This window comes from Arhodomonas sp. KWT2, assembly GCF_041949875.1.
Lineage (GTDB): Bacteria > Pseudomonadota > Gammaproteobacteria > Nitrococcales > Nitrococcaceae > Arhodomonas > Arhodomonas aquaeolei.
On sequence record NZ_JBHFPQ010000041.1, the window covers coordinates 129,385 to 143,547 of the forward strand.

General features: G+C 71.3%; 11 protein-coding genes. 1 reads left to right on the top strand and 10 read right to left on the bottom strand.

Annotation, left to right across the window (positions count from 1 at the left end):
• Positions 1-2: 2 nt before the first annotated feature.
• From ACEZHJ_RS09070 to ACEZHJ_RS09115, 10 genes are read right to left on the bottom strand one after another with little or no spacing between them, the layout of a single operon-like run.
• Complete coding sequence (locus tag ACEZHJ_RS09070; protein ID WP_163141436.1) at positions 3-1,529, bottom strand: ExeA family protein; 1,527 nt, start codon at positions 1,527-1,529, stop codon at positions 3-5.
• 4 nt (positions 1,530-1,533) lie between these two features.
• Positions 1,534-2,646, bottom strand: coding sequence for a tetratricopeptide repeat protein (locus tag ACEZHJ_RS09075; RefSeq protein ID WP_375036453.1), 1,113 nt, complete (start codon positions 2,644-2,646; stop codon positions 1,534-1,536).
• Positions 2,643-4,331 (bottom strand): pilus (MSHA type) biogenesis protein MshL, encoded by a 1,689-nt coding sequence (gene mshL / locus ACEZHJ_RS09080; protein ID WP_375036454.1) that lies wholly within the window; start codon positions 4,329-4,331, stop codon positions 2,643-2,645. Before mshL ends, ACEZHJ_RS09075 begins: the two co-directional genes overlap by 4 nt.
• A gap of 54 nt (positions 4,332-4,385) precedes the next feature.
• Positions 4,386-5,069: a prepilin-type N-terminal cleavage/methylation domain-containing protein gene (locus ACEZHJ_RS09085; RefSeq protein ID WP_371807622.1), complete on the bottom strand. Its 684-nt coding sequence runs from the start codon at positions 5,067-5,069 to the stop codon at positions 4,386-4,388.
• Between the two features lie 26 nt (positions 5,070-5,095).
• The gene (locus ACEZHJ_RS09090; protein ID WP_163141450.1) at positions 5,096-5,728 is read right to left on the bottom strand and encodes a hypothetical protein; all 633 of its coding nucleotides are present in this window, start codon (positions 5,726-5,728) and stop codon (positions 5,096-5,098) included.
• A 28-nt stretch (positions 5,729-5,756) separates the two neighbouring features.
• Positions 5,757-6,314, bottom strand: coding sequence for a hypothetical protein (locus tag ACEZHJ_RS09095; protein WP_375036455.1), 558 nt, complete (start codon positions 6,312-6,314; stop codon positions 5,757-5,759).
• A complete protein-coding gene (locus tag ACEZHJ_RS09100) occupies positions 6,311-7,600 on the bottom strand; it encodes a hypothetical protein (RefSeq protein WP_375036456.1) in 1,290 nt (429 codons plus the stop codon). The genes ACEZHJ_RS09095 and ACEZHJ_RS09100 overlap by 4 nt, the downstream gene beginning before the upstream one ends.
• The gene (locus ACEZHJ_RS09105) at positions 7,597-8,070 is read right to left on the bottom strand and encodes a hypothetical protein (protein WP_156831149.1); all 474 of its coding nucleotides are present in this window, start codon (positions 8,068-8,070) and stop codon (positions 7,597-7,599) included. Before ACEZHJ_RS09105 ends, ACEZHJ_RS09100 begins: the two co-directional genes overlap by 4 nt.
• 6 nt (positions 8,071-8,076) lie before the next feature.
• On the bottom strand, positions 8,077-8,988 hold the full coding sequence (locus tag ACEZHJ_RS09110) for a type II secretion system protein (protein WP_375036457.1): 912 nt from the start codon (positions 8,986-8,988) through the stop codon (positions 8,077-8,079).
• Between the two features lie 14 nt (positions 8,989-9,002).
• Positions 9,003-9,776 (bottom strand): type II secretion system protein, encoded by a 774-nt coding sequence (locus ACEZHJ_RS09115; RefSeq protein ID WP_026320990.1) that lies wholly within the window; start codon positions 9,774-9,776, stop codon positions 9,003-9,005.
• Between the two features lie 542 nt (positions 9,777-10,318).
• Between ACEZHJ_RS09115 and ACEZHJ_RS09120 the strand changes: the two genes are divergently transcribed.
• Positions 10,319-14,137 (top strand): AAA family ATPase, encoded by a 3,819-nt coding sequence (locus ACEZHJ_RS09120; RefSeq protein ID WP_375036458.1) that lies wholly within the window; start codon positions 10,319-10,321, stop codon positions 14,135-14,137.
• The last annotated feature ends 26 nt before the right edge of the window (positions 14,138-14,163 follow it).

Here is a 14,163-nt window from a genome sequence, read left to right on the forward strand (position 1 = left end):
CCTCAATCGCTCCGGGTGAGTCGCTGGCGGCGGTCACCGCCGAGCACCCGCAGCGCAAGAATGGTCAACGAGTCGATCTCCCCGGTGCCGGGGATGCCGGTGGTGCGCTGAAACCGCTGCAGCGCGTCCTGGGTGACCGGGCCCATGAGGCCATCCACCCCGTCCGGCTCGAGCAGGCCCCGGTCGACGAGCCGCTTCTGCACGTGGCGGACCAGTGCGCCCTCACGCAACGGCGGCATCACGGGCATCGCGATCCAGCGCCGGTCGTGCACGCTCAGCGTGCACAGCTGGCGCGAGGCGTCGCCCGCGATGGCCCGACCCAGCCGGCGCGGCAGCGGCCGCAGGCTTACGCCGTCCGGGCCGTGGCGGGCGCGCAGCGTGTCCATGCACGTCGCCCCGGCGGTACTGCGGGTGGCCGGGCGCCGCTCACGCACAGCGGTGGCCAGGTCGTCGATACCGCCGCCGGCCGCGTGCGCCGGCTGCGGTGAGGGAACGGGGAGGAGCCGGATCTTTCCGTCCCCGGGGCCGCCCGGTGGTGGTCCGCTGTCATCGAAGGGGGTGTGCACCGCCGCGAGGACCGGGGATATCCAGTCGCCCGCCGCCCCCGGTTCGTCGATGGACTGGTGTACGCCAAGCGAGGTGAGGGCCGCGGCGACGGCGAACGTGGCTGCCGCCGCGGCCGCGAACCGCAGGGGTCTGCGGCGAGCGGGGCGGTAACCCAGCTCGCGGGCCGCCTCGCGCACGAGGCCGGCGTCGATGGCGGTGCCCTGCCGGCCGACGAGGCCGTACAGGCAACGGTCGAGGATCAGGTGCAGGCTGCGGAGATTCCCCCCGGTGGCCTGGAACAGGGCGCGGGCGGCGCCGGGTCCGAGACCCAGGCGGCCGCCGTCACCGGCGGCATTGACGCGGAATTCCACGTACCGGGGGATCTCCGCGGCGGTGAGCGGGGCCAGCCGCAGGCGCTTGACGATGCGGCTGCGGAGCTGGCGCAGCGAGTCCGCCTCCAGGGTCTGCTCAAGCTCCGGCTGGCCGCACAGGATGATCTGCAGGAGCTTGTCCTGCCCGGTCTCGAGATTGCTCAGCAGGCGCACCAGCTCGAGGCTGGTGATGCTCAGGTTCTGGGCGTCGTCGACGAGCAGTACACAGTTGCGTCCCGCCCGCCGTTCGGCGATGAGGAAGTCGTTGAGCCGCTGCAGGTTCACGGAGACGCTGTCGGCGGGCTCCAGGCCGAAATCCGCACAGATCGCCGCCAGCAGTTCCGGCCCCTGCAGGAAGGTGTTGAACACCAGTGCGAAGGCCATGTCGCCGCCGGAGTGCGCGTCGAGGAGCCGCCGCAGGAGCGTGCTCTTGCCCAGGCCCACCTCGCCGGTGACCAGCATGATGCCCTTGCGGGTGTCGATACAGTGCGCCAGTTCGGCGAGCTCCTGCTCCATGCCGTGCGTGTAGTAGTACGCTGCCGGATCCGGTGTCGGTGGAAACGGATGCCGGCTGAGTCCCAGATATGCGTGTGCGGTGAACGCCTGTGCCATCGCGTCACATCCCAAGCCGGCGTACGGCCCGCTCCAGGGCGTCCGAGTCGGGTGAGTGCCGGCGCGCCGATTTCAGTACCTCGCGGGCGCGCTCCCTGTCGCCCTCGCGCAGGTGGATGTAGGCGAGGTTGATGCCCGCCTCCTCGTCCCCGGGGAAGCGCTCGAGGATCTGCCGGTACCGGTCCCGGGCCCGGTCGTAGTCCTCGTGCCTGAACGCGAACCAGCCCTCCATGCGCAGGCGCAGCACGTGTCCGGCCGGCAGCAGCGTGGCCACCTCGTCGAGGGTGTCCCCGGCGGCCGTCCAGTCACCCGCGGCGATCTGGCGCATCATCCGGGCATACAGTTCACGGGCGTGCTCGAGCGCCCCGCCCGTGAGCGTGCTGCTCGCCCGGTTCGCGGTGGTGCCGTCCGGTGTACGCGTCTCCCGGGCCCCGGCTGCCGGGGAGGGCGGTGAGGCGGTCCGGCCGGTGTCGCCGGTGTCAGGGGAAACCGGCTCCGTGCCGTGTTTTTGCCCGCCCGTCGCCGGCGTGTCATTCGCTGCCGCGGCGACGCCGGACGGTGTGTCGTCGCCGTCATTCGATGCCCTGTCCGTACCCTCGTCCCGGGCGCCGTTGTCCGCCGGCGGCGGGCCACTGTCGGCGTTGGCCGCGGTGCCCGCCGTGTCTGCCGGCGCCCCGTGCCGGTCCGTCTCCTGCACCTCTCCGCGATCCGCGTCCGGATCGGTGCGCCCGTGTTCCGCCGGCTCGCGCGTGTCCGCCACCGTGATGGCCTCCGGGGCGTCCCCCGGCCGCTCCGGTGCCGCCGTTACGGGGGACGGGGCTGGATCCCGGACGTCCGCCGCCGATGACGCCGCTCCCGTGGCCCTCTCGTTCACGCCCGTCTCCGGGGGGGACGGTATGACGACCGCCTCGGCGGCGGCCGGCCGCGGGGGTTCAGGCGCCGGGGCCAGCAGCCGCATCGCCAGCAGCGGGCTCACTGCACCGAGAACGGCGACGGTCGCCAGCCCCGCGAGCCGGCGCGGCCAGCGCCGCGGCCCGGCCGTCGAACCCGCCGGGGGCAGGGGGCCGCGGGCCGTCTCCCCCTCGACCTCCTTGAGCGCGCGGTGGATCAGGCTCATAGCACGTGCACGCGGAGGGCGACCACCAGCTCGCGGGTCTCCGTCAGGCGCTCGCGGGTGCCGAAGAGCCGGCCCACGAGGGGCACTGACGACACGCCGGGCACGCCCTCGTCGCTCTTGCTGCTGGTCTGGTCGATGAGTCCGCCGATCAGGGCGACGTCGCCGTCGTTCAGCCGCAGCGTGGTGGTCAGGCCCTTGAGGTTGACCTCCGGCAGGGAGACCCGGGTCTCGCCGCCGACGTCGACCAGCTGCAGGCTCTGCTCGTCCACCTCCGTCTGCATCGGGCGGACCAGCAGCTCGACGGAGCCGTTATCCCGGACGTAGGGGACCACGCCCACCATGACGCCGGAGAACACCGAATCGGTCTCAACGTCCGAGGTGGTGGTGGTGGCGCCGCCGCCCGGTGCGGTCTCGGTCACCGAGCTGCTGGAGACGAAACGCGAGGTGGTGCCCACGCTCAGCATCGCCGGCGTGCCGTTGCGGGCGAGGATATTCGGGTTCGAGAGCACGGAGACGCTGCCGAAGGAGTCGAGCGCCTGGAGGATCGCGCCGAAATTGCCGTCCCGGTAGGCGACGCCCAGGGACTTGCCGTTACCGTCGGTCACGTTCCGCTGCGGGATGGTCAGCGAGGTCCCCGGCAGGGCCCCGCCGGCGTTGGGGAGGTTGGCCGTGGTGCCGCCGAGCTGAGTCGCGGCGCCGGTGATCACGCCCCCGAAGTTGTCCCGCAGCACGGTCCAGTCGATGCCGAACTTGAAGCCGTCGCTGAGGCGCACGTCGATGAGCTGGGCCTCGATGAAGACCTGCCGCCCTACCGTGTCCTTGAGCTGTGTGATGTAGCGGTCGACGGCGTGGATCTTCTCCGGGCGTCCCTTGACGTAGAGGGACCCGGAGACCTCGTCCACCGAGACTGTCGAGCGCTGGCTACCGGTACGCTGACGCTGCTCCTCGTCGTCGCCGCCGCTGCCCTGTTCGTTGCCGAGGATGTTGCGCACGCTGCCCTCGACCACCTGGTAGGGGCTCTCCGTCACGCCGCCGCTTGCCTTCAGCGTGAGGTGCCCCTGTAGCGCCCCGGAGCCGCCTCCGCCGTCGCCGGTGGCACTGGCCCCGGCGCCGAAGACATTACCGCCGTCGCTCATCTGCAGGCTGCTCGCGGTGTCGAGGAAGTCGAGCGAGTAGAGCTTCTCCTGCATCAGCGATACGCGCAGGGTCTTGCCCTGGACCTCGCCGTGCACGTTGTAGATATCGAGGATGTTCTCGATGGCCTCGCGGACGCTGACCTCGCGCAGGGAGAGCGTGGCGCGCTGGTCGAGCTCGACGACCCGGGGGTCGATGATCAGGTTCAGCGACGAGTTCGCGCTCAGTGCCCGCAGTGCCTCGCCGATGCGGGCGCCCGACAGGCTCAGGGAGACGGTCTCCGCCTCCAGCGGGTCGAACTTGGGCTTCACCGGCTCGATCGCCGGCTCTTCGGAGCGTTTTTCGACCTTCTCCCGCAGCCGGTCCATCGCTTCCTGGAGCTTGCGGGACTGCTTGGCGGTGCGCGAGGCGACCTTCCTGGTGGTCTTGGTATCCACCTTGTCCATGTTCTGCAGGCTGCGTGTGGGCTGCTGGGCACACCCGGCCAGCAACACGGCGGCCGCGGCCGCTAGCAGGACACTCCTCGTTGCGCTTTTGCCGGCGATGCTCATCCCATTGACTCTCACTTTTCGGGGAAAGGAATTTTCGGGCCCGTGCCGGGGCCGTTACCGTGCGTTCAACCAGCCGGCGAGCGACGCGAACCCCTCCGCGGTGACGACGTCGTCCCGGTTACGGGTGGCGCCGGTGCCCGGTGCATAGGCGCACGGCCCGGTATGGACGGAGTCGAAGCGCCCGCCGTCACCGTCGCGGTCCGTCAGCGGCACGACCAGGAAGAACGCCACGTTGCGCACGGCGTTGCCGGCGCAGTCGATCGTCCCCTGGGTGCCGTCGTCGCCCGTCAGAAAGATCTCGTCGGTGCTCACCGGCGTGTCGGCCGCGTTGCCCAGGCCGATGATCAGGTCCGTCGTGTCGAGGCGCCCGTTCCCGCTGCGGTCCCCGGCAACTGCCAGATCGGCATCCGCATCGCCGTTGCGGTAGACCCCGTAGAACGCGCGGCGGGCGTCTTCGGGTACCCCCATGTGCAGCGTCTCGTAGGGGACGCGACCGGTCTGCGTCCGGTTGCCGGAGCAGTCTCCCGCCCGGCCGTCGCCGGAGGTGTCCGGGCATGGCAGACGGGCGTTCGCCAGCGCGAAGGCCCGTATCGCGTCGCGAACCTCGGCCCCGTGGCGCACCGCCGCCTGGCGGTCGCGGACGCTGCCGAGATTCAGGTAGCCGCTGCTCACGGTCCACACCAGCAGGCCCACCACCGCCAGCACCACGGCCAGCTCGATGAGCGTGAAGCCCGCCACCGTTGCCAAGGGCCGCTTCCCCATGGCTATTCCCCACCCTTCAGCTCCCGGGCTTCCTCGGGAAGCTGTCCCTGGAGCCGGCGCATTTCGGCGAGGATTCCCCGGATGCGTTGCCGGTCCTGCTTGCCGGGGTCGTCGGCAATGGACTTCATTTCGTTGGCGAGCGACTGGATTCGCCCCGCGTTCTTTACCGTCTCCTCCAGCCGCCTCAGGTCGACGCCGGCCACCTCGCTGGTGCCCAGCGTGCTGCGGAGCTGGCCCAGCAGCTCCCCGACCCGCTGGGGCGATCCCTGTCCCGGGGACTGGGCGATGCTGGCGAGCTCCCGCTGAATGCGGCGGACCCTGCCTCCCTCTCCGAGGGCCGACCCGTCGGTGTGTTGGTTGCCGTCCTGCCCGGATGGGGCCGGCTTGCGCTCCTGCTGGAACAGGGGAGGCGCCTCGTCGGTAGCCACTTCGGGCCGGGGTTCGGCCGTCTCCGCCGGCTCGCGGTCCCGGGGCTCCGGCGCCGCGGCGCGCTCCGTTGTGTCCTGCGTGCTCGGCAGGTTCGCGGCGGGCGGCTCGGGTACGCCACCCGGCATTACGAAGGCGTAGAACCAGATCACCACCGCCGCGAGGGTGGCGATGCCGATGAGGAAACCGTAGAGCGCTTGGCGATTCACCTGGACACCCAATTCCGTCAGTCTGCGGTCAGTTCACGTTGCCGTCGCCGGCGCCGGGGCGGAGCGTCCCCAGCTGCAGCTGCTCCGGGGGCAGCGTGAGCTTCTGCCGCCGCCCGCGACGTTCCCGTACCACGACGCTGCGTGTCCCGATCCGGGTCACCGTGCCGCCCCCGGGGAGCGCATCGCCGGTCTGGACGAGCCTGCCGTCCACCATGGCCATCCGCCGCTGGCCGTCGAGCAGCAGTGTCAGGTTGCGCTCGGGCAGCGGTGCCCGGGCGACACGCTCGGTGCCGTCCTCCGGCGGTGCCGGCTCCGGTTCGGGCTCGGGGCGGCGCGCGGTGGCGAGCAGCGTGTCCGTTTCCACGCGGCGGCGCTGGGCCATGAGGCGTGCCAGCGAGTCCAGCGAGCGCTCGGCGGCGGTAAGGCGCTCGCGACGGGTTTCGTCGACCCGGGAGATCTGCGGAAGGCCGGCCTCCGGGCGCGCAAGACCGCGGTCCCCGCCGTCGCGCACCTGTGGCAGGTCGGCGACGACCCACCCGACGATGATCACGGCGGCGGCGTTGAACACGACGAACAGGTATTTCATGTGTCCTGGCTCCCGGGGGCCAACCGGTAGGAGAAGCTGCCGGGGGCATCCGATGCGGGCTTCAGGGGGACGGGGTGCCAGCCGTCCCGGCGTAGCGTTGCCAGGAATCGCCGTATGGCGCCGCCGTCCTCGTTGCCGGCGGTGCCGTCCACACGCAGCCGGTAGCCGTCGCGCGGGCTGGACTCCAGCCGGACGCGGTAGACGGTCAGTCCCGGCCCCGCGGCCTCGCGGATGCTGGCGAGCACCTGGACCGGGGTATAGGGGGCGCCCCGGTCGAGGCGGCCGACGAAGGCCGAGAGTTCCGCGACGGTGCCGGAGCGGTCGGGGAAGTCTGCCTCCCGGATCCTCGCGCTTCTGTCCTGCACCGCTGCCTTCAGCGTCCGCGCGCTTTCGCGTTCCTGTGCCGCGAGACCGTGGGTGTACTGCCCGGCGGCGCCGAGACCGACGGCGAGCGCGCCGACCGCGGTGAGCACCGCCGGGGCCATTGACTCGGACCACCACGCCGTCTTTTCGCGGACGGGGTTGCTGCTGGCAGCGGCACCGAGGCGGTTGACGGCCCGGGGCAGGGCGCTGAGGACCTCTCCGTCCCCGTCGCGGAAGCGCTGCGAGCGTGTGCGGCGGACCGGTACGCCCGCGGCATCCTGGACGCGCTCGATCAACGAGGTCTCCAGCTCGTCGTCCGGGGCCGCCAGGGCGGTGAGCCACTCCGGGCGCAGCGGCCCGGCGTGGCCGGACTGAGCGGCGAACGCGGCGATGTTGGCCCCGAGGGTCCGTGCCGCGAGCTGCTGGTCCTCGGCCTCGCCGGTGGCGCTGTAGACGTCCTCGAACGACAGGTCATCCCGTCCCCGCGCGAACACCAGCAGACACCGGTCCAGGTGCAGGATCCGGCCCTCGCCCTCGCGGACGTCGGCGAGCAGGGCGCCCGCCGGGTAGACGAGGCAGTGGTCGTTCTCGCCGCGGATCCACTGGAGCAGGCGTTGCCATGCCTCGAGGGGGACGGCGGTGTAGAACGCCTGGCCGCCGTCGCGTGCCCTGGAAAGGTGATGTATGACGATGTGGTTCGGGCCGTCGACCCAGCCCTCCCGCCGGACCTCCCGGTCGATCAGGGCGCGGGCGAACTGCGTCTTGCCCTCGAACCGGAGCACGCCCGTGAACGCGCCGGAGAAGTTGACCAGCACCCTCGCGGGGCGGTGCAGGCGGGGGTAGGGATCCACCACCGCGGTCTCGCCGCGGTGGCCGAACCACCGCCACCGCTCGCCGTCGACCAGGATCACGTCGGTCTTCATCGGGGCGATTCCTCCAGCAGCAGATGCAGCGTGCCCGAGAGCGCCAGGTTCACCTCCCGGTCGTCCCACGCCGGGCGCCGGAACAGGCCCTGCCCGGCCTCGAGGACGCTGAACTCGAAGGCATCGGGGATGAAGATCGAGCGACTGCCGCTGACCGTGGTCCCGAGGAGGTCCAGGGCCCGGTCACGGGGAACCTGGTCACGGGTGAAGCGTATCCGGCGCTCGCTCCAGCGCCCGCCGTCCAGCTCGAGCCGGTCCGCACGGGCGAGGAGCGCGTCCACGCGCTTTGCGTAGGCGCGCCGGTCCTCGAGCGCGGCGAGCCGCTGGTCCAGCACCTGGAGACGGCGCTGGGCGGTCGCCGTGGACTGGCGGGCATCGGCGAGCGCCTTCACCCCCGAACGGGCGTGATAGGCAGCGGCGGCGAGCGCCGTCAGCAGCACGACGAACAGCACCACTCGAAGACCGCGCACCATGGCCTACTGCCCCATCGTCCAGTGGGCGGTCAGCAGCGCGACGCGGTCCTCGTCGAGGGCATCGTCGGTCTCGTCGGCGGTCTCGCCGGTGAAGCTCTGCGAGTCGGGACCGCCGCCGCCGACCGTGGGGTTGTTCGCCTGGGAGTAGGTATTGTTGGCCTCCCACTCGTAGCCCGGGGCGTTCGCGCCGCCGGCGTCGTCCGCCTGGTCGGCGGCCTGGATGCGGAACCGCCCCTCGCGGGCGTCGGCGCTGCCGTCGATCAGCTGGTCGATGAAGCGCGCCAGGTCGGGGGTGAGCCCGCGCACGACCATGACGTTGCCCGCCCCCGAGGGGGTGCCTTCCGGGTTCCACTGGAAGCAGATCTGGACCTCCGCGGAGTTGCCGTTGGTGTCCTCGTAGAGGTAACGGTCCTCGAAGCCCTCGCCCCGGCCGGGGGGCATCCCGATACCGGCGCGCAGCATCAGATCACGCAGATTCTGCTCGGCGAGACCGGCGCCGCCGGTGTTGTCGCTGCCCGCGCCGCTGCCGTAGCCGGCGCCGTTGCACACGCGCAGCCCGGTATTGTCGAAGTTGGCCGGGATGCCCGCGGCACCGCTGCCGCCGGCCCAGGCGCTCTGGCGCTCGCAGACGTCGCCGTCGCTGCCGGTGAACGTGGTCTCGGCGCCGTTGACCATGTACGTGGGCGCCTGCTGGCAGTCCCCGAGGACCACGCCGGTGCGCTGGTAGTACTGGTCGTAGGCCTCCTTCCACTGATAGAGGAACTTGTTCGCGATCTTGGTGTACTCGGCGTTGCGCTGCACGTCCTCGGCGATGGCGATCGCACCCAGGATCAGGCCGATGACCGCGAGCACGATCGCCATCTCCACGAGGGTGAAGCCGGCCGCCCGGGACGGGCGCTGCTTGAGGTTCTGCATGACGGCTCTCCGAATCACTGGTTCATCTTGTAGTGGGCGGTGACGGTAACGACCTGGTCCTCGTCCCGGCTGCGCCCCTCGCCATCGGCGGTAACGTCGTCGGCGCCCGTCCGGAAGGTGTTATTGGCCGTCCACTGCGCGCCGGGCTCGTTGTCGGTGCCGTCGCCGATGCCCTCCTGGCGGAACACGCCCTCCCTGGCGTCGGCCTGGCCGTCGGTGGCCTGATCGAGGTAGCGCGCGAGGTCGGGGGTCAGCCCGGAGATGGTCATGACGTTGCCCGAGCCGGAATCCGTGCCCGGCGGGTTCCACTGGAAGCAGACCTGGATTTCCTGGGGATTGCCGTTGCTGTCGAGATAGACGTAACGATCCTCGAAGCCCTCGCCGCGTCCCGGGGGCAGCTCCACGCCGGCCTGCAGCATCAGGTCGCGGAGGCCCGCGGTGTCGCCGTTGCCGACGCACAGCGCCCCGGGGCCGGTCTCGTCGGACATGTCGCCGTCGGCGCCCGAGCGGTTGTCGTCGTCCACGAAGACCTGGCCGTTGACCATCAGCTGCGGCTCGGTCTGGCTGTCCCCCACGGGCACGCCCATGCGCTGGTAGTACGCGTTATAGGCAACGGCCCACTGGTCGATGAACGTCCGCTTGATCTTGGTGTACTCGGCATTGCGCTGTACGTCCTGGCCGATCATCACCGCGCCCAGGATCAAGCCGATTACCGCGAGCACGATGGCCATCTCGACCAGCGTGAAACCGCCGTTACGACGCGACCCGACAGCTGTGTTCGCCTTCATCCGTTCGGTCTCCGTCACCACGTTGTGCGGCGTGGCCTCGGCGGCCACGAGCGATTGGGGAATGACGTTGTCCGCCGGCATCCCGGTGTGCCACGCGTCACTGACGGGGTGCCCGGCGACGGTTCATGCAATCTGGGTTGCGGTTTATAACGCCCGCCGCGTTAGGGCCGCGTTATACCGGCCCGCCATGGCCGTGAGACGGATCGCTCAGGGGCCCTGACGAGGGGGCGTCGCGGCGCAATCCCCCGTTTTCATGCGCCGCCCGCGGTTCCGGTTGCCGCGGTGACGGCGTCGCCGGGTTTCTGGCCAGGCCGTGATCCGTGCGTTAGTTTGTTTACGGACAAAACCAATGATCGAACCGATAACGCCGGCATAACGGGGCGCGCGCCGGCGTACCGGCCCGTGGCCACGGGCGCAGGGATCAGGCCGGAAAGGGGGTGGCGCGGATGCGCGCGAATGGGGCAAGTCAGGCCGGCAGCGTTCATGCAGCGCCGCCGTCGGAAACCGTGTCCGACGGGGTGGTGGTCCGTTGCCTCGGCCCCATGGAAGTATCGATCCGTGGTGTGCCGGTCGATGGGCTCGACGACACCAAGACCGGCGCGCTGCTCGCCTATCTGGTGCAGGAGGCGCGGGAGCCGTTGTCCCGAATCCGCCTGGCGGGCCTGTTCTGGCCGGAGGTGGGCGAGAGGACCGCGCGTAACAATCTCCGGCAGACGCTCCACCACCTGCGCCAGCGTCTGCCCGCGGACCCCGGTGGCGAGGGGCCGTTGCTGGTCAGCCGTGAAGCGGTCGGGTTGGACAGCCGCCTGCCGTGCTGGCTGGACACGGGCGTTATCGGCGCCGGCCCGGAATGCTGCGGCGGACACGTGAGGACCGCCGGATGCCGCGCTGCCCTGGACCTCATGCAGCAGTCGGTGTCGGTGTACCGCGGTCCTTTCCTGCAGGGGTTCACCGCGAGCGAGCTGCCGCAGCCGGTGATGGAGTGGCTGCTCCAGCGGCGCACGACGCTCCGGGACCGGGCCCGGAGCATCCTCGAGCAGGTCGCGCACTGCCTCGCCCGCGCCGAGGCCCCGGAGCGGGCCCTCGACCCCCTGCGCCGGTTTCTGCAGGTCGAGCCCCTCGACGAGACGGTACACCGGCTGCTGCTGTGGACGCTGTATAACGCCGACCGGTGTGACGAGGCCGTCGAGCATTACGAACGCCTGGCGCAAACCCTCGCCAGCGAGCTCGACGTGGCGCCGGATGCGGCGACCGCCGCCCTCCGGGATCGGGCGATCGCCCGGCGCCGGGAGATCCGGCAGTCGATGCAGGCGGCCGGGGAGCCGGAGCTCCAGCGGCGTCTGGTCACGGTGGTGGCCGTGTGCCTGCAGCTGCCCGCGGACTGGGACAGCGAGGAGCGCGTGCGCGGGATCGCGGAGATGACCCGGCAGGCCGGGGTCATCGCCGACGAGCACGGCGGTCTCGCCGGCCGCTCTCACGGCGGCCGCCTGGTCCTGTACTTCGGTTATCCGGTGGCGAGCGGTTCGGCCACGATCCAGGCGGTGCGTGCCGGCCTGCGGATCACCCGGGAGGCCCTGTCGGGATCGCCGGGCAGCGCCCGCGTTGCCGTGCACTCCGGGCGGATGCTCACCGCCGGCAGCACGGCGCTGCCGGACCCCAGCGGCGAGCTATCGGATGCCGCGCTCCGTCTCGCCGAGGCGGCACCCGCGGGTGAGTGCGTGGTCACCGATACCGTGCACGAGCGGGTACGTGTGTACTTCGATACGGTGCGTGTGGGCAACGGCGAGCAGACCATCGGGCTCCACCGGGTCACCGGCGACCGGGGGATCGAGGACCGTGTCGCGCTCTCGGGCCGCGAGGGCGGCATGTCACCGCTGATCGGCCGTGAAGACGAGCTCCGGCGTCTGCGGCAAGCCTGGGAGGGCGTGCGCGGGGGACGGTTCGCCCTGGTGGCGATGGAGGGCGAGCCCGGCATCGGCAAGTCGCGCCTGGTGCAGAGGCTGGTCTCGGAGGTTCGTGCCCGCGAGGAGGGCCTGGCCGTGGTGATGCGCTGCAACGCGGAAACGCTGCGACAGCCGCTCCTGCCGGTGATCCGCGCGCTCCGGGAGCACCTGCCCGGCACGGACGCCGACGGGAGCGATGACCAGTGGGTCGCCCGGGTGAATGCCTTCGTCGAGGCGTTTCCGGGCATGCCGCCGGGCAGTGCCGGGGTGCTGGGGCGGCTTATCGAGGCCGATGGGGCGTGGCCGAACGCACTGATCAGCGAGTACGCCGATCCCGCCCAGGGTCGTGACAGCGTGCTCGGGCTGCTGGTCGGGGTGGCTGCAGCCATGGCCGCCCGGATGCCGTTGCTGCTGGTCGTGGAGGACCTGCACTGGAGCGACTCGACCACGGCGATGCTCCTGCGCCGTTTCGTCCAGGAGCTCGCGGACTGCCCGGTGATGGTGCTGGTCACCGCGCGGTCCGGTACCACCTATCCCTGGCGCGTCGACGACCCGGTGGAGCGGCTCCTGCTCCGGCGCCTCGATGCCCGCGAGAGCGCGGAACTGTTCGCGGTGCTGGAGGGCAGCGACCGCCTGTCCGCGGCGGTACGCGAGCGTATCCTCTATCACGGTGACGGCATACCGCTGTTCATCGAGGAGCTGGTCCGTCACTACCGGCTCAGGGCGCCGTCGGAGAACGTGCCCGCCACGCTCCAGGACCTGCTCGCCGGGCGGATGGAGGCCCTGGCCGAGGCCCGGGGGCTCGCCCAGCTCGCGGCGACCCTCGGCCGCGAGTTCGACGGCGAGCGCCTCGCCGCCATCTCGACCCTCGACGGTGACGACCTCGAGCGGGGCATCGCTCACCTGATCGGAATCGGTTTCCTGGAGCGGCTCAACGCCACGGCCCGGACCCCCGGCCGGTACCGTTTCCGTCACTCGCTCATCCGCGAGGCGGTGTACGAGAGCCAGGTCGACAGCGAGCGGCGCAGGGCGCATGCCCGGATTGCCGAGGTGCTGCGGGAGCGGTACCCGGACAGCGGGCGGGAGTCCCCGGAGGTGCTGGCACGGCACCTCGCGGCGGCGGGGAACGCGGAGGAGGCGTTGCCGTATTTCGTGCGTGCCGGCTACCGGATGCTCGCCCGCGCGGCGCACATGGAGGCGTTGAGCCAGTTCAGCGAGGCGCATGACATCGTGGACGGCCTGCCCGAGAACGGGACGCGCCGGGAGTGGATGGTCGACGTGCTCCTGGGGCTCGGCCTCTCGCGCATGGCCTGTTCCGGCTACGGGGCCGCCGAGGTCTACGCCACGTTCCGGCGCGCCGCCGAGCTCCACGACGGGGCATCGGACCCGCAGCGCCATTTCCTGATTCTCTGGGCGCAGTGGGAATCGTCCAGCTCCCACGACGGTTTCGCCGAGTCCCAGCGTCTCGCCGACGAGATGGAGCGTATCGCAACCGCCTCCGGGGGTCGGCACATGCGCATCGCCTCGGACTACGCGCAGGTGAACACGCGGTTCTACCGTGGCGATCTGCCGGCGTCGCGGGCGTACCTGGAGAGCGTGCTGGCGGCCTACGACAACACGGACCACCTCGAGCTCGTCAGCCGCTTCGGGGACAACCCGGCGTTTACCGCGCGTTCACTCGGTGCCATGACCCTGTGGAACGTGGGGGCGCCGGGGCGTGCCCGGTGCCTGATCGACGAGACCGTCGCCCTGGTCGACATCACCGGGCATCCGCCGAGCCGGGCGTTCTGCTATACCTTCCGGGCGCTGCTGGCGCAGTGTCGCGACGATCCGGCCATGGTCCGCCAGGACGCGGAGCACGTGCTGGCCATCGCCCAGGCCCGTGACTATGCCCTGTGGCAGCGGGCCGGGCAGGGGCTGCTCGGCTGGGCCATGGCGCGGGACGGCGACCACGAGGGCGTGGAGCTCTGCGAGCGGGCGGCGGCCGATGTGCGACACGTGATGTACGGGGCGAGCACCAGCCTGCTGCGGCTGCACATCGCCGGGCTGATGCAGCTGTCGCGTTACCGCCGGGCCCGCGAGGTGCTCGGCGGGGCCCTGAGCGATGTCGCCCGTATCGGGAACCGCTGCTTTCTCCCGGAGCTCTATCGCTGGCGCGCCGAGCTCGCGATGCATCTCTCCGGCGACCGCGGTGCGGCGGCGCGCGACCTCGAAGACGCCGAGGCAGTTGCCGAACGTCAGGGCGCCGCGCTCGAGCAGCTGCGTGTTCACATCGCGCAACGCGACCTGGGCGTGGTTCCGCACCGCACGGCGGACCGGGATCATGCCCTGGAGGCGGTGCTCGCCCGCTTCGAGGACGGACAGGATCTCGCGGATGTCCGCCGTGCCCGCGAGATGCTCGGGCGCGCCGGCGCCTAGTCTCCGGCCCGTTGTCCGTGAGCGCC